Consider the following 21503-nt stretch of genomic DNA (forward strand, 5'->3'; position numbering starts at 1 on the left):
AAAAGCAAAGCCTTCCGTTTGCACAGAAGGCTTTGCTAAAGTATTTAAAAAATCTGATTAAGCTTCTACTTCCTCAGTTTTAGAGGCCATTAAGCGGTCAAACTCTTCCTGAGAACCTACGCGGATATTTTCATAATCGCGCATACCGGTTCCTGACGGGATCAAGTGACCTACAATAACGTTCTCTTTCAGGCCAAGCATGTTATCGCGTTTACCGGCGATAGCTGCTTCGTTCAGTACTTTTGTAGTTTCCTGGAACGATGCCGCAGAGATGAACGATTTGGTACCTAACGATGCCCTTGTGATACCTTGAAGCATTGGGCTTGAAGTTGCAGGGATTGCGTCCCTTACCTCAACCAGTTTCATATCACGGCGTTTCAACATTGAGTTTTCGTCTCTCAGTTTACGCAATGAAATGATCTGACCAGCTTTCAGGTTTGTAGAATCACCAGGCTCAACAACAACTTTCTTGTCGTAGATGTCGTCGTTCTCCATCATGAAATCCCAGCTGTCAACAGCTTCTCTTTCAAGGAAACGGGTATCACCTGCATCCTCAATAGCTACTTTCTGCATCATCTGGTGAACGATAACCTCAAAGTGTTTATCGTTGATCTTCACACCCTGTAAGCGGTAAACCTCTTGTATACCGTTTACCAGGTACTCTTGCACGGCAGCAGGGCCTTTAATTGCAAGGATATCTGCCGGAGAGATAGAACCATCAGATAATGGCATACCAGCTTTAACAAAGTCATTATCCTGTACAAGGATGTGTTTAGACAATGGTACAAGGTATTTTTTAACCTGTCCGTCTTTACTTTCAATGGTTATCTCGCGGTTACCACGTTTAACACCACCTAAAGTTACCACACCATCGATCTCAGTTACAACTGCAGGGTTAGATGGGTTACGTGCTTCAAATAACTCGGTTACACGTGGAAGACCACCCGTAATATCTCGCGTTTTACCGGTTGAACGAGGAATTTTAGCAATAACTTGTCCGGTTTGCAGTTTGTCGCCTTCATCTACAGAAATGTGGGCACCTACCGGGATGTTGTAGCCTTTAACAACATTACCTTTATTATCTACTATCTGGATAGCAGGGTTCTTGGTTTTGTCGCGTGTATCTATAATTACTTTTTCGCGGTGACCTGTTTGCTCGTCGCTTTCCTCACGGAAAGTAACACCTTCTAATACCGACTCAAACTGAGCGATACCTGCAAACTCAGATATAATTACCGCGTTGTACGGATCCCATGAACAGATACGGTCGCCTTTGGTAACGGTTGCACCGTCTTTAATGTACAGGTATGAACCGTAAGGTATGTTGTTGGTTACAATTACCTTGTTGGTACCTGCCTCAATGATACGGAACTCGCCAGAACGGCCTAATACCACATCAACAGCGCCATCTTCGGCAGTTTCGTAACTAACGGTACGTACGTTTTCAAACTCGATAACACCATCAAATTTAGCGTTGATCTGTGATTCAGCCGCGATGTTTGATGCAGTACCACCCACGTGGAAGGTACGAAGTGTTAACTGTGTACCCGGCTCACCGATAGACTGTGCAGCAATTACACCTACAGCCTCGCCCATTTGCACGCGTTTACCGCTTGCAAGGTTACGGCCATAACATAATGAACACACACCACGCTTGCTTTCGCAAGTTAACACTGAACGTATTTCAACACCCTCAAGCGGAGAGTTCTCTATTTTCTTAGCGATCTCTTCAGTGATATCTTCACCGGCAGCTACTAAAAGCTCATTGGTGATAGGGTCATGAACATCATGCAGGGTTGTACGGCCCAAAATACGATCGTATAATGGCTCAACAATATCCTCGTTATCTTTTAGTGCAGTTGTGTAGATACCACGTAGTGTACCACAATCAACCTCACCTACGATCATATCCTGTGCTACGTCATGTAAACGACGGGTTAAGTAACCAGCATCCGCTGTCTTCAACGCCGTATCCGCCAAACCTTTACGCGCACCGTGGGTAGAAATAAAGTACTCCAATACCGACAAACCTTCTTTAAAGTTTGAAAGGATAGGGTTTTCAATGATCTCACCACCTGAACCTGATTTTTGCGGCTTAGCCATCAAACCACGCATACCTGCAAGCTGACGGATCTGCTCTTTAGAACCACGTGCACCAGAGTCAAGCATCATGTAAACAGAGTTGAAGCCCTGGTTATCGTTGCTCAGGATATCCATTACATTCGCAGTTAAGCGATTGTTGATACGTGTCCAGATATCGATGATCTGGTTGTAACGCTCATTGTTGGTAATGAAACCCATGTTATAGTTATTCATCACTTCCTCAACTTCTTTTGAAGCCTGGTCGATCAGTTTAACTTTTTGTTCCGGGATGTTGATGTCTTTAAGGTTAAATGAAAGACCACCACGGAATGCCATCTGGAAGCCTAATTCCTTGATATCATCCAGGAACTGTGCTGCGCGTGCCATACCGGTAGTTTTCACTACCTCACCAATAATATCACGTAGTGATTTTTTGGTTAACAACTCATTTATATAACCTACCTCTTCTGGTACGTGCTGGTTAAATAACACTCGGCCTACGGTAGTTTCAATCAATTTAGTAACGATGCTGCCATCGCGCTCTTTAACACGGCCTTTTACTTTAATAAAGGCGTGCAGGTCAATTTTCTTCTCGTTGTAAGCGATGATCACCTCTTCTGCAGAGTAGAAAGACAGATCCTGACCTTTAACAACACGGGTCTCATCAGTTTTACGGCCTTTGGTTATGTAGTACAAACCAAGCACCATGTCCTGAGATGGTACCGTAATTGGTGTACCATTTGCCGGGTTAAGGATGTTGTGCGATGCAAGCATTAATACCTGGGCTTCCAAAATTGCTGCGTTACCAAGCGGTACGTGCACAGCCATCTGGTCACCGTCAAAGTCGGCGTTGAACGCGGTACAGGTTAATGGGTGCAGCTGGATAGCCTTACCTTCAACCAGTTTAGGCTGAAACGCCTGGATACCTAACCTGTGCAGCGTAGGCGCACGGTTTAGCAATACAGGGTGGCCTTTAAGTACGTTCTCCAAAATATCCCAAACTAATGGGTCTTTACGGTCAACTATCTTTTTGGCAGATTTTACTGTTTTAACCACACCGCGCTCAATCATTTTGCGGATGATAAACGGTTTAAACAGCTCGGCAGCCATATCCTTTGGTAAACCACACTCGTGCAGTTTAAGGTTAGGACCTACAACAATTACCGAACGTGCAGAGTAGTCAACACGTTTACCCAAAAGGTTCTGACGGAAACGGCCTTGTTTACCTTTCAGGATATCTGAAAGTGATTTCAAAGCACGGTTACCTTCAGTTTTAACTGCGTTAACTTTACGTGAGTTATCAAATAACGAATCTACAGCTTCCTGCAGCATACGTTTCTCGTTACGTAAAATTACTTCCGGTGCTTTTATCTCGATCAAACGTTTTAAACGGTTGTTACGAATAATTACACGGCGGTAAAGGTCGTTTAGATCGGAAGTAGCGAAACGGCCACCTTCCAATGGTACTAACGGGCGTAACTCAGGAGGTATAACCGGAACGATCTTAACGATCATCCACTCAGGGTTATTCTCGATACGTGTTTTTGAACCACGGAAAGCCTCAACAACCTGAAGACGTTTTAACGCCTCGTTTTTACGTTGCTGCGAAGTTTCGTTAGCTGCCTGGTGGCGCAGGTTGTATGAAAGCTCATCTAAATTGATGCGTCTTAACAATTCCTCAAGCGCTTCGGCACCCATTTTAGCCACAAATTTTTGTGGGTCTTTGTCATCCAGGTACTGGTTTTCTTTTGGTAAAGTATCCAGGATATCCAGGTATTCTTCTTCTGTAAGGAAATCCATTTTAGAGATCCCGTCAGATTCTTTAACACCCGGCTGTATAACTACATATCTTTCATAATAAATGATCAGGTCGAGCTTTTTGGTTGGTAAGCCCAGCAGGTAACCAATTTTGTTTGGCAACGAGCGGAAATACCAGATGTGCGCAACCGGAACCACCAGATTGATGTGGCCCATACGCTCGCGACGAACCTTTTTCTCAGTTACTTCAACACCACAACGGTCACACACTATACCCTTGTAACGGATACGTTTGTATTTACCGCAATGACATTCATAATCTTTAACCGGACCAAAAATACGCTCGCAGAACAAACCATCACGCTCAGGTTTGTAAGTACGGTAGTTAATGGTCTCCGGCTTTAAAACCTCACCGCTCGAACGCTCCAGGATAGACTCCGGAGAGGCCAAACTGATGGTAATGGTGGTGAAGTTACTTTTGATTTTATTATCCTTTTTGTAAGACATAGCTCTTTTTTTGAAGGTGAAAGGTGAAAGGTAAAAGGCGAAAGGCTTTTAAAACCTATCACCCTATATCCTCTTCCTTTTTTATAATGTTTTGTAAATGGTGAAAAGTGTAGCTAAAGCTTATACCTTTCACCTTTACCCTTTTACCTTATTCCAAGGTGATATCCAAACCTAAACCTCTTAGCTCGTGAACCAATACGTTGAATGATTCTGGCACTGATGGTGTTGGCAGGTTCTCGCCTTTAACAATAGCTTCGTATGTTTTGGCACGGCCGATGACATCATCCGACTTAACGGTAAGTATCTCCTGTAGAATGTTTGCTGCACCGAATGCCTCCAATGCCCAAACCTCCATCTCACCAAAACGCTGACCACCGAACTGAGCTTTACCACCCAGCGGCTGTTGTGTGATAAGCGAGTACGGACCGATAGAACGGGCGTGCATCTTATCATCAACCATGTGGCCCAGTTTAAGCATGTAGATAATACCTACAGTAGTTTGCTGGTCAAAACGATCGCCGGTTAAGCCGTTGTACAAGTAAGTACGGCCAGATTCCGGTAATTTAGCTTTGCTTATCCACTCTTCTACCTCGCTGTGGCTTGCACCATCGAAAATAGGCGTAGCGAATTTCATACCCAGCTCTTTACCGGCCCAACCTAATACGGTCTCATAGATCTGACCAAGGTTCATACGTGAAGGTACACCAAGTGGGTTCAACACAATATCAACCGGGGTACCATCTTCTAAGAAAGGCATATCCTCGTCACGTACAATACGTGCAACAATACCTTTGTTACCGTGGCGGCCCGCCATCTTATCACCTACTTTAAGTTTACGTTTCTTAGCGATGTAAACCTTAGCCATCTGTACAATACCTGATGGCAGCTCATCACCCACGCTGATAGCAAACTTATCACGACGGTAAGCACCCAGTTCTTCGTTAACTTTAATACCGTAGTTATGAAGTAACGTTTTTATCTGGTCGTTCTTGTCGTCATCAGTTGTCCATTTAGTTGGATTGATGTTCTCGTAGTTTAATTCGGCAAGTATTTTTTGAGTGAACTTAACACCTTTAGCTACGTAAAGCTCTTTGTAAACGTTGTAAACACCTTGTGATGTTTTACCGTTAACTATCTCAAACAACTTATCAACTAAAGTAGCTTTAAGTTCTCTGATCGCTTTTTCGTGTTTAGCATCAAGTTTCTCAATTTGTGCTTTCTCTTCAGATTTGGTGGTCTTTTTAGCACGGCTGAAAAGTTTGGTATCAATAACAACACCCGCAATTGAAGGCGGAGTTTTTAATGATGCATCCTTAACGTCGCCTGCTTTGTCACCAAATATGGCACGTAACAGTTTCTCTTCCGGTGAAGGATCTGACTCACCTTTAGGGGTAATCTTACCGATAAGGATATCGCCTTCTTTAACCTCGGCACCGATACGGATGATACCGTTCTCATCAAGGTCTTTTGTAGCTTCTTCAGATACGTTAGGGATATCAGGTGTCAGTTCCTCTTCACCGCGTTTAGTATCACGTACTTCAAGTTCAAACTCTTCAACGTGAATTGAAGTGAATATATCCTGAGACACTACGCGCTCAGATATAACGATAGCATCCTCAAAGTTATAACCTTGCCAAGGCATGAATGCCACTTTAAGGTTACGGCCAAGAGCAAGCTCACCATTCTGCGTTGCATAACCTTCACAAAGTACCTGTCCTTTTTCAACCCGCTGGCCTTTTTTAACAATTGGCTTAAGGTTGATGGTAGTGCTTTGGTTGGTTTTCTTAAACTTGGTTAGCAAGTAAGTTTTGCTATCACCGTCAAATGATATTAAACGGTCAAGCTCATTACGGTCATATTTAATAGTGATCTGGTTAGCATCAACATACTCAACCACACCATTGCCTTCGGCATTGATAAGGGTACGAGAGTCTTTTGCTACACGGCCTTCCAAACCAGTACCTACAATTGGCGCCTCAGGGCGTAAAAGCGGCACGGCCTGGCGTTGCATGTTTGATCCCATCAATGCACGGTTTGCGTCATCATGCTCTAAGAACGGAATTAAAGATGCAGCGATAGACGTGATCTGGTTTGGAGCAATGTCCATCAGATCCAGTCTTTCCGGCTCAATTACCGGGAAGTCGCCCTCGTAACGTGCTTTTACACGCGGAGTAGCAAATTCACCTTTATCATCATATACTGCGTTTGCCTGGCCAATGGTTTTACCATCTTCATCTTCTGCAGACAGGTAAATAACCGGCTCATCAACTTGTACTTTGCCATCAACAACACGTTTGTACGGTGTTTCGATAAAGCCTAAGTTGTTGATCTTAGCGTGTACACACAAAGAAGAGATCAAACCGATGTTCGGCCCTTCCGGTGTTTCAATGGTACACAACCTACCATAGTGGGTATAGTGAACGTCACGAACCTCGAAACCTGCACGCTCACGTGACAGACCACCTGGCCCAAGGGCTGACAGACGACGCTTGTGCGTGATCTCTGCCAGTGGATTGGTTTGGTCCATGAACTGTGAAAGCTGGTTGGTACCGAAGAACGAGTTGATAACTGATGACAGTGTACGCGCGTTGATCAGGTCGGTAGGTGTGAACACCTCGTTGTCACGAATGTTCATACGCTCGCGGATGGTACGTGCCATACGCGCTAAACCTACACCAAACTGAGCGTAAAGCTGCTCACCAACGGTACGCACACGACGGTTTGATAAGTGGTCAATATCATCCACCTCAGCTTTTGAGTTGATGAGTTTGATCAAATACTTAACAATCGCGATGATATCCTGCTTGGTTAATACTTTGATCTCGTCAGAAGTATCCAGTTTCAATTTACGGTTAATGCGGTAACGGCCCACATCACCCAGGTCATATCGTTTATCAGAGAAGAATAACCTGTCAATGATACCGCGTGCGGTTTCCTCATCAGGTGGTTCTGCGTTACGCAGCTGGCGGTAGATGTGCTCAACCGCTTCTTTCTCTGAGTTTGAAGTATCTTTTTGTAAAGTATTGTATATAATGGTATAATCACCACTGGTAGAGGCATCTTCCTTGTTAAGGATGATGGTTTTAACACCAGCATCGATGATCATATCGATATGGTCATCTTCCAATACGGTCTCGCGCTCAAGGATGATCTCGTTACGGTCGATAGAAACTACCTCACCGGTATCTTCATCTACGAAGTCTTCAACCCATTTCTTAAGTACCCTTGCGGCAAGCTTACGGCCAATAAATTTCTTAAGGCCAGATTTGCTTACTTTAACTTCGTCTGCAAGTTCAAATAACTCCAGGATATCTTTATCAGAGTCATAACCAATTGCACGAAGCAGCGTTGTAACCGGGAATTTCTTTTTACGGTCAATGTATGCATACATCACGTTGTTAACGTCTGTAGCAAACTCTATCCATGAACCTTTGAAAGGGATAACACGGGCAGAGTATAATTTTGTACCGTTGGTGTGGCGGCTTTGGCCAAAGAACACACCTGGTGAGCGGTGCAGCTGTGATACGATCACACGCTCGGCACCATTGATAACAAATGTACCTTTAGGCGTCATATATGGGATGGTACCCAAGTATACGTCTTGCACAATTGTTTCAAAATCTTCGTGCTCAGCATCGTTACAGCTAAGGCGAAGTTTTGCTTTTAATGGCACACTGTAAGTTAACCCACGCTCAATACACTCGCGTATATCATAACGAGGCGGGTCAATAAAATAATCAAGAAACTCTAAAACGAAGATGTTTCTTGAATCTGAGATAGGAAAGTTTTCTGCAAATACTTTAAACAAGCCCTCTTTGTGGCGGTTGTCTGAAGTAGTTTCTAATTGAAAAAATTCCTGGAAAGATTGTAACTGTACATCCAGGAAATCCGGGTATTCAAGTACCTTTCTGCTGGTTGCAAAGTTTACTCTTTGGTTATTATCGTTTGCCAAGGTGTTATAATTTTAATTTATTAAACCTGTTTTGTATGCGGCTTTTAGTAACTCAGAAGCCTGTGCTACTGTAATTTAAGGGATGGGATGAACCACAAACCACAACCCTCTTATATAACGACGTATATAAACAGCAATAGACCCCGACCAAAAATGGTCGGAGTCTGATGCTATTTTGTGCGGAGGGTTAAATTATTTAACCTCAACTACTGCTCCGGCTTCCTCTAATTGTTTTTTCAGAGACTCAGCTTCTTCTTTAGAAACGCCAGCTTTCAATTCTTTTGGAGCGCCGTCTACTAAATCTTTAGCTTCTTTAAGACCAAGACCAGTTAAGTCTTTTACTAATTTAACAACTGCTAATTTTTGACCACCAGCTTCTTTCAGGATCACGTCAAATGCAGTTTGCTCAGCAGCAGCAGGAGCAGCATCGCCACCATCACCTGCAGGAGCAGCAACAGCAACAGCTGCAGCAGCTGGCTCAATGCCATACTCGTCTTTTAAGATTTGAGCTAACTCGTTTACTTCTTTTACTGTTAAGTTAACCAACTGTTCAGCAAAGGCTTTTAAATCTGCCATTTTATTTTAAATTTTTACTTTTAAATACTTTGTTTTTTAATGTCCAAACTTTTAAAGGTGTTTGGATTAACCTCTTTCTTGTAATGTTTTTACAACACCTGCAATAATGCTTCCGCCTGATTGTAGAGCAGAAACAACGTTCTTAGCCGGTGATTGCAGTAAGCCAATGATCTCGCCTATCAGTTGTTCCTTAGATTTAAGCTTAGTTAAGGTATCTAACTGATTGTCGCCGATGAAAATTGCTGAGTCGATATAAGCTGCTTTTAAAAGCGGTTTGTCACCTGTTTTTCTCAGCTTCTTGATGAGCTTAGCCGGGGCTGTTGCTGATTTAGAGAAAAGGATCGATGATGAACCTTTTAATACATCGTATATCGCATCAAACTCGCCACCTGCAGCTTCCATAGCTTTTTTGATCAAGCTGTTTTTAGCAACCTGCATGGTGATCTCGTTTTCAAAGCACTGACGGCGGATCGAATTTACTTTTGCAACCGTAAGATCAGCAGTATCAGTAATGTAAAAATTACCGTACTCTTTAATCTGCTCAGTAAGGGCAAGAACAAGGTCGTGTTTTTCTTCTTTATTCATGATTAGATCCCCGCTACTGATTTAGTTTCAATTGTAATTCCTGGCGACATTGTTGAAGATATATGAATACTCTTGAAATATGTGCCCTTTGCTGCTGATGGTTTTAATTTAGAGATAACCTGCAATACTTCTAATGCATTCTCATAAATTTTCTCAGCAGAGAAAGATGCTTTTCCTATTGAAGTGTGGATGATACCGGTTTTATCAACCTTGAAATCGATCTTACCACCTTTAACCTCAGTTACAGCTTTACCCACTTCTGGAGTAACTGTACCTGATTTAGGGTTAGGCATTAAGTTACGCGGACCTAAAACACGGCCCAAACGTCCTACTTTAGCCATAACACTTGGCATAGTGATGATAATATCAACATCAGTCCAACCGCCTTCAATCTTGGCAATATAATCATCCAAACCTACGTAATCTGCGCCTGCGTCTTTTGCTTCTTGTTCCTTATCTGGAGTACAAAGCACCAAAACGCGTACAGTTTTACCGGTTCCATGAGGAAGGGTTGCAATACCACGTACCATTTGATTGGCTTTACGTGGGTCAACACCTAAACGTACATCAATATCTACTGATGAATCAAACTTGGTATTGGTAAGTTCCTTAACCAAAGCAGACGCATCTTGTAATGTGTAAGTTTTGTTCGCCTCAATTTTGGAGAGTGCCGCTTTTTGATTTTTTGTTAATCTTGCCACTGTCTTAAACTGATTTGTATAAATTAATTGTTCCAGGGTGCTGTACCGCTAACGGTAATCCCCATACTGCGGGCAGTACCTGCCACCATTTTCATGGCTGATTCTACTGTAAAAGCATTCAAATCAGTCATTTTATCTTTTGCAATGGTTTCAACTTGTTCCCAATTTACATTGGCAACTTTTTTACGGTTTGGCTCGGCCGAACCGCTTTTTAAACCAGTTGCTTCCAACAGTTGTATTGCAACCGGTGGGGTTTTGATGATAAAATCGAATGACTTGTCTACGTATACAGTAATAACCACAGGTAACACCTTACCAGGACGATCCTGGGTACGTGCATTAAACTGCTTGCAAAACTCCATGATGTTTACACCTTTTGCACCCAATGCAGGGCCAATTGGTGGAGATGGATTTGCAGCGCCGCCTTTTACTTGTAGTTTTACTAACGCACCGACTTCTTTTGCCATTTTTAATTTACTTTATTATAACTCAATGTTAGTAAGTGGAAGCTAAGTAACATTTAAGATCTTTAGATTTGAGATGTTAGACATGAGATTTGAGACTCTCCTAACCATCTATACAAACCTGTATATTTTTATATTATTGTTAAACCGGATCATTATGACTTTTAGATGTCTGACATCTAAAATCTCGTATCTCGGTCTACTCTTTCTCTACCTGCATGTAATTCAATTCAAGCGGCGTACGGCGCCCGAATATCTTCACCATTACTTTCAGTTTCTTTTTCTCTTCGTTAACCTCTTCAATAACACCGCTGAAACCGTTGAAAGGGCCATCCATTACTTTAACATTCTCGCCAACGTAATAAGGCACGTTCATTGTTTCGGCCTGGGTTGTCATCTCGTCAACCTTACCTAAAATGCGGTTAACTTCTGCCTGGCGCAATGGAATGGCATTACCTGCCTTATCGCCCAAAAAGCCAATAACGCTATTGATGTTCTTGATAACGTGCTCAAGCTCACCATCCAACGCTGCTTCCATCAGTACATAACCCGGAAAGTAGTTACGCTCTTTGGCGATCTTCTTTCCATCACGCATCTGGTAATATTTCTCAGTAGGTATTAAAACCTGCGGTACAAGATGAGTAATACCCAACCTGCTTACTTCCGCATCTATATATTGTTTTACCTTCTTCTCTTTACCACTAATAGCCCTAACTACGTACCATTTTAATTGATCACTCATCTATTTACTTATAATTAGGTTAGTGAAGTATAAAACTGATTAAGCAAATAGCCGATTATTTGATCCATACCAAAAATAACCATGGCAATAATTAAGGCCGCAACCAATACCAATACAGCACTGTTTTGCAGTTCTCTCCAGGTTGGCCAGGTTACTTTCTCGGTCAACTCGATGTATGATTCTTTAATATATTCAGCTACGCCTGCCATTTTATCTGTTCGCTTAAAGCACGGGAACAAGGATTCGAACCCTGATCAAAGGTTTTGGAGACCTCTATTCTACCATTGAACTATTCCCGTGTATGTAAACCTCTGTGTTACCAGAAATTTATATGTTTTGCTTATTGTGAATAAAGTACCGAGACAATAGCCCCGGTACTTTACACAAAAATTAACCGTTAGCTACCCGTTTAAGGGTATTTGGATTATGCTAATATTTCAGTTACCTGACCAGCACCTACGGTTCTACCACCCTCACGGATAGCGAAACGAAGACCTTTTTCCATAGCGATAGCGTTAATCAATTTTACAGTGATGGTAACGTTATCACCTGGCATAACCATTTCTACACCTTCAGCAAGTGAAATCTCACCTGTTACGTCTGTGGTACGGAAATAGAATTGCGGACGGTATTTGTTGAAGAATGGAGTGTGACGGCCACCTTCTGCTTTTGATAATACGTAAACTTCTGCTTTGAAATCTGTGTGAGGAGTTACTGAACCTGGTTTACAGATAACCATACCACGGCGGATATCAGTTTTCTCAATACCACGTAACAATAAACCTACGTTGTCACCTGCTTCACCACGGTCAAGGATCTTGCGGAACATCTCAACACCAGTTACGGTTGATTTCAAGTTCTCAGCACCCATACCTAAGATATCTACAGGATCACCAGAGTTGATTACACCACGCTCGATACGGCCAGTTGCTACTGTACCACGACCAGTGATTGAGAACACGTCCTCAACTGGCATCAAGAATGGAAGCTCTGTCAAACGTGGAGGGATTGGGATGTAGCTATCTACAGCATCCATCAACTCCATAATTTTACCAACCCATTTTGGATCAGCATTTAAGCCACCAAGAGCAGAACCTTGGATAACTGGGATATCATCACCCGGGAACTCGTAGAATGATAATAACTCACGAACTTCCATCTCAACAAGTTCTAACAACTCTGGGTCGTCAACCATGTCAACTTTGTTCATGAATACTACAAGTGCAGGTACACCTACCTGACGAGCCAAAAGGATGTGCTCGCGAGTTTGTGGCATAGGACCATCAGTAGCAGCAACCACGATGATAGCTCCATCCATCTGAGCAGCACCTGTAACCATGTTTTTCACATAGTCAGCGTGACCCGGACAGTCAACGTGTGCGTAGTGACGGTTAGCAGTTGAATACTCAACGTGTGCAGTATTGATAGTAATACCACGTTCTTTTTCTTCAGGAGCTGAGTCAATTGAATCGAATGAACGCGCTTCTGATAAACCAGCGTCAGCTAATACTTTAGTGATAGCTGCGGTAAGGGTTGTTTTACCGTGGTCAACGTGACCGATTGTACCGATGTTTAAGTGCGGTTTACTGCGGTCAAATTTTTCTTTTGCCATGATCTATTTTTGTTTGTAGGTTAATTTATTCTTTAATAAAATACTATTTAAAGTACTTGAGCCAACAATGGGATTTGAACCCATGACCTCTTCCTTACCAAGGAAGTGCTCTACCCCTGAGCTACGTCGGCTTTTATTTCCAGTTTGCAGTTTGTAGTATACAGTTTGCAGTTTCAAGTATCGACTGCCAACTGCTAATTGCCTACTGCTCACCTAAAAAGAGCGGAAGACGAGGTTCGAACTCGCGACCTATAGCTTGGAAGGCTATCGCTCTACCAACTGAGCTACTTCCGCTTTTAAATCAGTTAGCAGTTCCCCGTTAACAGTTGGCAGATAAACTGCTTACTGCAAACCGAAAACTGCATACTGAATTGTGTGGGGAGAGAAGGATTCGAACCTTCGTAGCCGAAGCAACGGATTTACAGTCCGTCCCATTTGACCGCTCTGGTACCTCCCCATCGTTTAATTTCGGAAATAACAATACTCAATTGGAAGCTAAGTATCACACTTCCGAAATAAACTGAGCCCCCTATCGGAATCGAACCAATGACCTACTGATTACAAGTCAGTTGCTCTACCAGCTGAGCTAAGGAGGCTTATTATTTCCGTTACCCTGTTTTACCGGAATAACCGAAGCGCAAATTAATTTGCGATGTTTTTATTTCTCTTTTAAAAGAACCACCCTTGGGCTTTGTGCGGTGTGTTTAAGACCTCTCCGAAAGGGATTGCAAATCTACAAAAAATTAAACCCCTGCAAAATATTTTTACAAAAAAAATCGGCAGGCTTTTGGCCTGCCGATCATAACGAATTTTTCGTTTCTGTATATGCTTAAAAATCATCCTCTTCCGAAACAAGCGCTGCTTTTTTAGCAGCTTCGGCAGCAATAGATTTTTTTGTTTTGTATTTCTCAATTTGCTTCCTCAGGCTCTCAACCGCCAGGTCGGTAGCCTCTTCAAAGGTTTTGCACTGCTCCTTAGCAAACATCTGCAAGCCCGGCAGCGTCAGCTTTATTTCCGATATCTTGTTGGCCTCATCATCTACATTTTCCAGTTTTAAATAAACTTCTCCGCTTACTATCTTGTCAAAAAACGTCTCCAGCTTATCTGCCTTTTTCTGTATAAAGTCCAGTAATTTCTGATCTGCGGTGAAATGAATTGATTGCACTGTAATTTTCATTTTTCCTCCTTTTTATGCCTTTGGATGGGCTTGTTTATAAATAGATTTGAGTCTCTCAACAGAATTGTGCGTGTAAACCTGCGTTGCGCTTAAGTTTGCATGGCCGAGCAGTTCTTTTATTGCATTAAGGTCGGCACCTTTATTTAAAAGGCTGGTTGCAAAAGTGTGCCTAAGCACGTGCGGGCTCTTTTTATCTTGTGTTGATATGTAGGAAAGATACTTTTGCACGGTTAAATAAATAAACGCCGGATATGCGGCGGCTCCTTTATTTGTAACGATAAAGGTTAAGGAATTGTTATTAAAAATTTCACTTTTCTTAACCTCTCTATACCGTTCAATAAGTGCCAATAGTTCGGTATTAAGGGGTATTATCCTCTGTTTGTTGCGTTTACCTAAAACTTTAATGGTCTTTTCGCGGGTATCTATGTCCCCGTCCTTTAACCCTAAAAGTTCGGCAAGGCGCATGCCGGTACCAAACAACATTTCAATGATCATTTTATCTCGTAAACCGGCAAAGTCATTACTAAATATGGGTGCGGTGCCATCATCCATCCTGCCATCAAGCAAAGCTGTCATTTTATCGGCTTCAACAACTACAGGTAAACTCTTAGTTACTTTAGGCGCTGTAACTTTAGCGGTAGGGTTTGCAGTTACCTTCCCGCGTTGCAGTAAAAATTTAAAATACTTACGCAGCGTAGCCAGTTTACGGTTAACCGAACGCGGGCTGATACCTTCGTCCATTTGCTTAACCATCCAGTTACGAATGTCATGATAAGTTATTTCTGCCGGGTGTTTGGTGGCAAGATCTTCGCCGGGATGCAAAAATTGGAAAAATTGCTGAAGATCGCCTTCATACGCGGTAACGGTATGCGGTGAGTACCTTTTTTCGTTACGGATATATTGTATGAAATCGGCTAAAAACATAAAAACTATTTGAACACCCAAGTAAATTGAATGTACAAATAGTTTTTTTATGCTGACAAGAAATTTATAAAATTCTTTATCTAATGAAAAGAATTAAACAGTTTCTTGGTTTAAACCTTGTTTGTAGATAGCGTGTTTAACCACGTGCCTGCGAGTAACAGATTTCTTTTCGAAAGCCTGACGACTGCGTAGTTCTCTTAAGACACCAGTTTTCTCAAATTTCTTTTTAAAGCGTTTTAATGCTTTATCTAATGATTCTCCGTCTTTTACGTTGATAATGATCATAATCCCAAATACCTCCTTTCAGGGACGTCAAAGGTAGAAAAATGTTTTTAATATTGAAATACAATATTTTATATTTTTTGACGGAAGCAAAATAATCCCGCTGTCAGTCTGAGCTTGTCGAAGACTTCATCAAGTGAAGAGTGTGGTTCGACAGGCTTACCATGACTCAAATGGATTATCAGTCTGAGCTTTTTGAAACGTATAAAAGCGAAAAGTGGTTCGACAAGCTCACCATGACAATAACAAAAATGATCAAAGTGTCAGTGTTATCTTGTCGAAGAGCTATTGAAGCAAAAAGTGGTTCGACAAGCTCACCATGACTCAAGTAGAGTGTCAGTCTGAGCCTGTTGAAGACCTGTTGAAGCGAAGAGTGGTTCGACAGGCTCACCATGACAATAAATAATCAAAGTGTCAGTCTGAGCCCGTCGAAGACCTATTGAAGCGAAAAGTGGTTCGACAAGCTCACCATGACAGACTTAAATCAATCAGCCGCCGTGGTCTTAAGGCCTTGTGGTGCACGCTTGTCAGCCGGCATTGCCATAAATTTCTTGTAGCTATCATTAATGTAAACAGCCATTGACTGTCTATCGTTGCTGCGCAGGAACTTATAACTTGGGCGGAACATGGTCATGAAGTTTTCAAGTTCAACACCTTTAAGCGGCACTATGCTACCCACGTAAGCCGGACTAAAAGCATCGTCGATGGCACGTTGTTCGGCTTCGGTCTGGAAATATTTTTTAAGCCTGCGGGCGCGCTTGCCCTCGCCGCTAAACCATGTTGAGGGCGATAACACATATACCTTACTTTTCTCGTAAACCTCCGGGTACTCAAGCCTCGGATTAAATGGTGCACGTGTAGCGGTTACATTAACCTCGCTCAATCTTATCATCTGAGAAGCCATCTCAATGCGTTTTGGCCTCATATCTATCACATACAATGTATCGGCAGTATATCCGGGAGAATTAAAGATCAGGGTATGGCCTGTTGCTGTCTTGATATCGAAATTCCCGTTCTTATCTGTGATACTCACCTGTTTGGTATTGTTGTCCCTGATAAAAACGTTATCAAGACGGGTACCACGGCCTGCTTCATAAACAGTTCCTTTAAGGGTGTTTTGGGCTTTAGCCATCTGCACAAATACAATAAGAGCTGCGGCAAGGAATAATATCTTCTTCATGGCTTTAAATAATAGCTTATCATATAAACCTGCTAAAGGTTGTAAAGGTTTGCCAATAAACCGCCGTAACACAAAAAAACCCGGCTTTAACCGGGTTTTTGTAATTATTTCTTCCAAACGTTGTTGTCAGAGTTGTAATCAGGAGATGTTTTGTCCGGATCTACCGTTACAGATTTGATCTCTTCTGTTGACGGGAATTTGGTGGTGAAGGTGGTGTTACGCTCCCATATTTCAACAGGCAGCTTAACGCGCTCAACCTTGCCACTTACAGTTTTCACCTCAAGCGTAGTAGGGAAAGCCATTTTATCCAGGTTATCCAAGGTGATCAGTGCACCTTTTGATGGATCGTTATCAACGTACTTAACATCGCGCACGCCAACGTCCAGTCTCCAGTTATTTACAAACCAGCCTCTCCAGAACCACTGCAAGCTTTCGCCGCCAACGTTTTCCATAGTACGGAAAAAGTCATCAGGTGTTGGGTGCTTAAACGCCCAGCGTGCAACATAGGTGCGGAAGGCATAATCAAAGCGCTCAGGGCCTAAAATGGTTTCGCGCAGCATGGTTAAACCCATACCCGGCTTAAAGTATAACAATATGCCATTGTTCATTTCTTTAAGGTTTTCAGGATTGCTCATCACCGGCTCCAACTCAGGGCGTGTTAAATACGCGCCAATTTTTTGCATATCACGCCCTTTGCTTGCGTACTCGCCGTTATTAAAATCTGCAGTGCTAAGCGTATTGATAAAGGTATTGAAACCCTCATCCATCCAACCATAAAGGCGTTCGTTTGAGCCAACTATCATCGGGAACCATGTATGGCCAAACTCGTGATCGTTTACACCCCATAAAGAACCTTTAGTTGCTTTCCAGCTACAGAAAACAATCCCAGGATACTCCATACCACCAACTACACCGGCTACTGCGGTGGCAGCAGGGTAAGGGTATTCAAACCATTTTTTTGAGTTATACTCTATAGATTTTTTTACGTACTCGGTTGAGCGCCCCCATGCGTTGTTGCCATCGCTCTCAACAGGGTAAGCAGATATTGCAGTAGATTTTTTACCACTTGGCAGGTCCATCTTAGCGGCATCGATAATAAATGATGCTGATGAAGCCCATGAAGCATCACGTGCATTTTTTATTTTAAAGTGCCAGGTTAATTCTTTTTTACCTGCAGGGCGCGAAGCAGGGTTAGTTACCTCAGATGCCGAACGGATAACAACAGTTTGTTCGCTTTTTTCTGCAGCACCCCAACGCTTAATTTGCTCTGGTGTGTAAACCTCCTGTGGGTTTTGCAACTCACCTGATGCTACCACAATGTGATTGGCAGGTGCGGTAATGCTCAGGTCAAAATCGCCGTACTCCAGGTAAAACTCACTTGGGCCAGTGTATGGCAGCATGTTCCAGCCTTGTACATCATCATAAACATACATGCGTGGATACCATTGCGCAACGGTGTAGATCTTACCGTTCTTAGTATCCTGAATACCTGTACGATCTGAACCATAGTTAGGCACCACAAAAGAATATTCGATAGCCAGCTTAACCTGGCCGCCGTTTGCTGCTACTGCCTGCGGCAGCATTATCTGCATACGGGTATCGTTGATGGTGTATTTAAGTTCGGTACCTGCGCCGCCTTTTGCGCCTACAAGTTTCACCGATTTAATGTTATATCCACCTTGCGTAAGATCGCCACGACCGCCATTACGGCTACCTGCCGGCGGGATGATAGCTTGGCCGCGTGAGTCTTTTTTGAAAAGATTTTGATCTAACTGCATCCACAAAAAATCAAGCTTCTGCGGGCTGTTGTTGGTATAACTTAAAACTTCAGAACCGACAACCTCGTTGGTTTGGTCGTTCAATTTTGCTGACAATTGATAGTCGGCACGGTTTTGCCAGTACTTTGGCCCCGGCTGTCCGTCTGCCGCACGAAAATCCGATCCGTTTTTGGTATAGAAAAATGGCGCGAACGCATCGTGATAATTATAGTTGCTTGCAGGGGCCTGCTGGGCCTGGGCAACACCACTAACAGCCATAACAGCCAGTATGCTGCCGGCAATCAATTTAAGTTTCATAATGTTTAGTAATGATTTAGTAAAAACAAAGAGCAAGTATACACAAATAAACATTTGTGTATACTTATCAAATACTTGTGTAATAAGTAAATTACCTATAATTTAATAGAAGAGATCTTAAGAAGGCCTTTACTTCAATTCGCGCTCATAAACGGCTTCGTCAAAACCGAAAAACAGGAAATCGTCCTTTTCTATAACCGGGCGTTTGATCATGCTGGTTTTCTCCTGCAGCAGTTTTAATGCATCATCTTTTGTTTTAATACTTTCTTTAACTGGCGGGGCAAGCTGTTTCCAGGTGAGGCCCTGCTTATTTAAAAACTTTTCATAGCCTGCCTTTGCGTCCCACTCCTCCAGCTTCTCTTTGCTGATGCCCAGTTTTTTAAAATCATGAAACTCGTAGGAAACATGATTAGCCTTAAGCCAATCCAGCGCTTTTTTTACCGTATTGCAATTGGTTATACCGTATACTTTCATGCGGCTAAAATATTAATTTTTAGCACCGCCCGATGAATCATCGTTGTTTATTCCGCGTTGGTTTTTCTTGATGGATGAACTTAATGCACCAAACTTGTAATTAAAGCCGATACCAATTGATCTGAAGTTCTGGTAATTAAAGGTTGTGGTGTTAAAGGTATTGGTGCGGGTATAAAAATCAAGCTTAATAAATTTGCTGAATGGCCCATTGGCATAAAGTGACAGTGTGGCTTTTTTATTCAGGAATTCTTTTGATGCGTTAAAGCCGTAACCCAGGTAATAGTTATCCACGCCCTGTAACAACACATAGCGGCTGTCGAAGCCTACGTTAACCCCTACCCTGTAACCTTTTTCAAACTTGTAGCTGCCATTGGTGAACACATGGCCCTGGTAGCCGCTGTTGGTATAAAATTCGTTATCAAAAGTACCTTTAAGCCAAACGCGCATTAGCTCGGCGTTTACGTTAACGTTGAATTTCGATGTTATAGGATACTGCCAGTTAAGGTCGAGCGCCAGGTTCTTGTTTTTGCCCACGTTGGCAAAGGTAGTGGTGGTAACAGTACCATCTACACTGGTTAAATTCTGTATGGTGTTATTGGCAAAGGAATAACTCAGGCTAATATTTAATGATCCCTTTGCAAAGTTGCCATAGCTCAATTCAAAATTGTTGTTAACTGCCGGGCGAAGCGCCGGGTTACCTCTGCTGATAAATTTCGTATTGGTGCTATCCACAAAAGGGTTTAACTGAAAAATGCCCGGGCGTTGGATGCGCTGCGTAAAACCAAAGTTAACGCTGGCATTCTTTAGCGAGCGCTGCATAGAGAACGACGGCACCACATTGGTATAAGACTGATCTAAATTGGTACCGTTAGAAATGAAGTTCGCATTGATCTCCGTACGTTCATAACGTGCACCTGCTTTGAAGGTCCACTTGGTTAATTTAAGCGTGTAGGAATTGTATGCGCTGTAAACATTCTGATGGTAATCAAAATCATTGGCCTGGCCGCTGTTGTCCATGTAGTTCCCGGTTGCATCCTTAAGATCGGTATGGAACCTGCTAAAGTTTTGGCGGCTAATCATTTTACCACCAACTTCCACATTTAGTTTTGTAAGCGGGTGTACATAATCAAGCTGGGCAGTATGTTCCTTAGCGCCTGCATCATTCAACTGCCTGAAATCTGTTGTATTGCCCGGCGATACATAGTTTAATGAGTTATTCCTGTTATCGCTGTATTTATAAGATGCGGTTAGCAAACGTTCTTTGTTGCCTTTAAAGCCCAACTGGTAGTTTAACCCCGCATCAGCGCCGCGGTATACGCCGTTACCGTTGTTGGTGGTAGTGTAACTATCTGCTACATTATTGTTGGTTTCGGTAGTGTATTGCGTAGAACCATTTTCATTACTGCCGCGGTAGTAGTTAAACGTACCGGTGAAAAGGTTTAAAGTATCTGCCTCAAAGCTTACCTCGGCGCTTGCGTAGTTATTATTGCCGGTACCATATCTGCTTCCGTTTTGCACAACTGATGATGGCTGTAATAAAAAGTCTGTCTGGTTAAAGAAATCAGTAGGGCGTTTTGGCCTGTGGCCGGTACCTCCGTAAGCGTTAATACCAAACTTCCCCTTCTTAACGGTAAGGTTTAAGTTTGCCCGTGGCCCCCATATAGAGTTGTAATTAAGGTTGACAGAACCATTGTAACCCTCATCGCCTTTCTTTTGAGTGATGATGTTGATGATACCTGCCAAACCCTCCGCATCATATTTAGCAGGAGGGGTGGTTATCACCTCTATCTTTACGATGTTGGTACCCGGCATGGCCTTCAAAATATCAGATGGGTTGCGCGCCATCAGCGCCGACTCTTTACCATTCAGCAATATTTTGTAGTTACCGCTTCCGCGCAGTTTAATGTTATCATTACCATCCACAGAAAGCAAAGGCACTTTACGGATCATATCCAACGCGGTAACCGACTTTGCTTCCGGGTCTGCCTGCACGTCGTAGCTCAGACGGTCAACCTCTTGCTTCATCAAGGGTTTGGTGGCAACTACCGAAACTTCCTTAAGCTGATTATGGGTTGGCGCGATCAGGATCCTGCCCAGATCAAGAGCTTTTTTATCCGCAGTAATATTGATGATCTTAGTTGCATAACCTATATAAACCAGGTTAAGCTTATAGGCCTTCGGGGCAATACCGGTCAATTCAAAGGTGCCGTCATCCTTACTAAGCATACTTTTGACAGGTGCATTAGTTGCAGCATCGGTTAATGCAACGGTAACATAGCCGAGCGGTTTATTAACCGCAGAATCAATTACAAGGCCTTTTATAGAAATAATTTGGGTAGCAGACTGTGCGAGTGATAAGGTTACACAAAAGCAGCATAACAAAGCTGCCAGAAAGGATTTTTTCATGTAGTG

16 protein-coding genes and 5 tRNA genes are annotated in these 21503 nt (G+C 42.7%); all 21 read right to left on the reverse strand.

Going from position 1 to position 21503, the window contains the following annotated elements; all coding sequences use genetic code 11:
• Window positions 1-57 precede the first annotated feature (57 nt).
• On the reverse strand, window positions 58-4347 hold the full coding sequence (rpoC, locus tag FPZ42_RS02055) for a DNA-directed RNA polymerase subunit beta' (RefSeq protein ID WP_146268835.1): 4290 nt from the start codon (window positions 4345-4347) through the stop codon (window positions 58-60).
• A 148-nt stretch (window positions 4348-4495) separates the two neighbouring features.
• On the reverse strand, window positions 4496-8299 hold the full coding sequence (gene rpoB / locus FPZ42_RS02060; RefSeq protein WP_146268836.1) for a DNA-directed RNA polymerase subunit beta: 3804 nt from the start codon (window positions 8297-8299) through the stop codon (window positions 4496-4498).
• A gap of 192 nt (window positions 8300-8491) precedes the next feature.
• Window positions 8492-8875 (reverse strand): 50S ribosomal protein L7/L12, encoded by a 384-nt coding sequence (gene rplL / locus FPZ42_RS02065; RefSeq protein ID WP_095703543.1) that lies wholly within the window; start codon window positions 8873-8875, stop codon window positions 8492-8494.
• Window positions 8876-8941: 66 nt separating this feature from the next.
• Window positions 8942-9460, reverse strand: a complete 519-nt coding sequence (gene rplJ / locus FPZ42_RS02070; protein WP_146268837.1) for a 50S ribosomal protein L10 — start codon at window positions 9458-9460, stop codon at window positions 8942-8944.
• Between the two features lie 2 nt (window positions 9461-9462).
• The gene (gene rplA, locus FPZ42_RS02075; RefSeq protein ID WP_146268838.1) at window positions 9463-10161 is read right to left on the reverse strand and encodes a 50S ribosomal protein L1; all 699 of its coding nucleotides are present in this window, start codon (window positions 10159-10161) and stop codon (window positions 9463-9465) included.
• A 23-nt stretch (window positions 10162-10184) separates the two neighbouring features.
• Window positions 10185-10628 (reverse strand): 50S ribosomal protein L11, encoded by a 444-nt coding sequence (rplK, locus tag FPZ42_RS02080; protein ID WP_146268839.1) that lies wholly within the window; start codon window positions 10626-10628, stop codon window positions 10185-10187.
• A gap of 196 nt (window positions 10629-10824) precedes the next feature.
• Window positions 10825-11367 carry a transcription termination/antitermination protein NusG gene (gene nusG, locus FPZ42_RS02085; protein WP_117390962.1) on the reverse strand — a complete coding sequence of 181 codons (543 nt, stop codon included), beginning with the start codon at window positions 11365-11367 and terminating at the stop codon, window positions 10825-10827.
• Between the two features lie 14 nt (window positions 11368-11381).
• Window positions 11382-11576 (reverse strand): preprotein translocase subunit SecE, encoded by a 195-nt coding sequence (gene secE / locus FPZ42_RS02090; protein WP_146268840.1) that lies wholly within the window; start codon window positions 11574-11576, stop codon window positions 11382-11384.
• 19 nt (window positions 11577-11595) lie between these two features.
• Window positions 11596-11666, reverse strand: a tRNA-Trp gene (locus tag FPZ42_RS02095).
• Between the two features lie 125 nt (window positions 11667-11791).
• Entirely contained in the window at window positions 11792-12979 is a 1188-nt protein-coding gene (gene tuf, locus FPZ42_RS02100) for an elongation factor Tu (RefSeq protein WP_146268841.1), read from the reverse strand.
• Window positions 12980-13038: 59 nt separating this feature from the next.
• Window positions 13039-13110, reverse strand: a tRNA-Thr gene (locus tag FPZ42_RS02105).
• Between the two features lie 90 nt (window positions 13111-13200).
• Window positions 13201-13273: transfer RNA gene (locus FPZ42_RS02110), tRNA-Gly, on the reverse strand.
• An 82-nt stretch (window positions 13274-13355) separates the two neighbouring features.
• Window positions 13356-13436, reverse strand: a tRNA-Tyr gene (locus tag FPZ42_RS02115).
• Between the two features lie 66 nt (window positions 13437-13502).
• Window positions 13503-13575: transfer RNA gene (locus FPZ42_RS02120), tRNA-Thr, on the reverse strand.
• Window positions 13576-13808: 233 nt separating this feature from the next.
• On the reverse strand, window positions 13809-14156 hold the full coding sequence (hpf, locus tag FPZ42_RS02125; protein WP_146268842.1) for a ribosome hibernation-promoting factor, HPF/YfiA family: 348 nt from the start codon (window positions 14154-14156) through the stop codon (window positions 13809-13811).
• Window positions 14157-14168: 12 nt separating this feature from the next.
• Window positions 14169-15080 (reverse strand): tyrosine-type recombinase/integrase, encoded by a 912-nt coding sequence (locus tag FPZ42_RS02130; protein WP_146268843.1) that lies wholly within the window; start codon window positions 15078-15080, stop codon window positions 14169-14171.
• A 93-nt stretch (window positions 15081-15173) separates the two neighbouring features.
• Window positions 15174-15365 (reverse strand): 30S ribosomal protein S21, encoded by a 192-nt coding sequence (rpsU, locus tag FPZ42_RS02135; RefSeq protein ID WP_022833144.1) that lies wholly within the window; start codon window positions 15363-15365, stop codon window positions 15174-15176.
• Window positions 15366-15846: 481 nt separating this feature from the next.
• Entirely contained in the window at window positions 15847-16542 is a 696-nt protein-coding gene (locus FPZ42_RS02140) for a carboxypeptidase-like regulatory domain-containing protein (RefSeq protein ID WP_146268844.1), read from the reverse strand.
• A gap of 104 nt (window positions 16543-16646) precedes the next feature.
• Window positions 16647-18617, reverse strand: coding sequence for a M1 family metallopeptidase (locus tag FPZ42_RS02145; protein WP_146268845.1), 1971 nt, complete (start codon window positions 18615-18617; stop codon window positions 16647-16649).
• A gap of 129 nt (window positions 18618-18746) precedes the next feature.
• The gene (locus FPZ42_RS02150; protein ID WP_146268846.1) at window positions 18747-19091 is read right to left on the reverse strand and encodes a Spx/MgsR family RNA polymerase-binding regulatory protein; all 345 of its coding nucleotides are present in this window, start codon (window positions 19089-19091) and stop codon (window positions 18747-18749) included.
• Between the two features lie 12 nt (window positions 19092-19103).
• Window positions 19104-21497 (reverse strand): outer membrane beta-barrel family protein, encoded by a 2394-nt coding sequence (locus tag FPZ42_RS02155; protein WP_146268847.1) that lies wholly within the window; start codon window positions 21495-21497, stop codon window positions 19104-19106.
• Window positions 21498-21503 lie beyond the last annotated feature (6 nt).

Source organism: Mucilaginibacter achroorhodeus, from assembly GCF_007846095.1.
Lineage (GTDB): Bacteria > Bacteroidota > Bacteroidia > Sphingobacteriales > Sphingobacteriaceae > Mucilaginibacter > Mucilaginibacter achroorhodeus.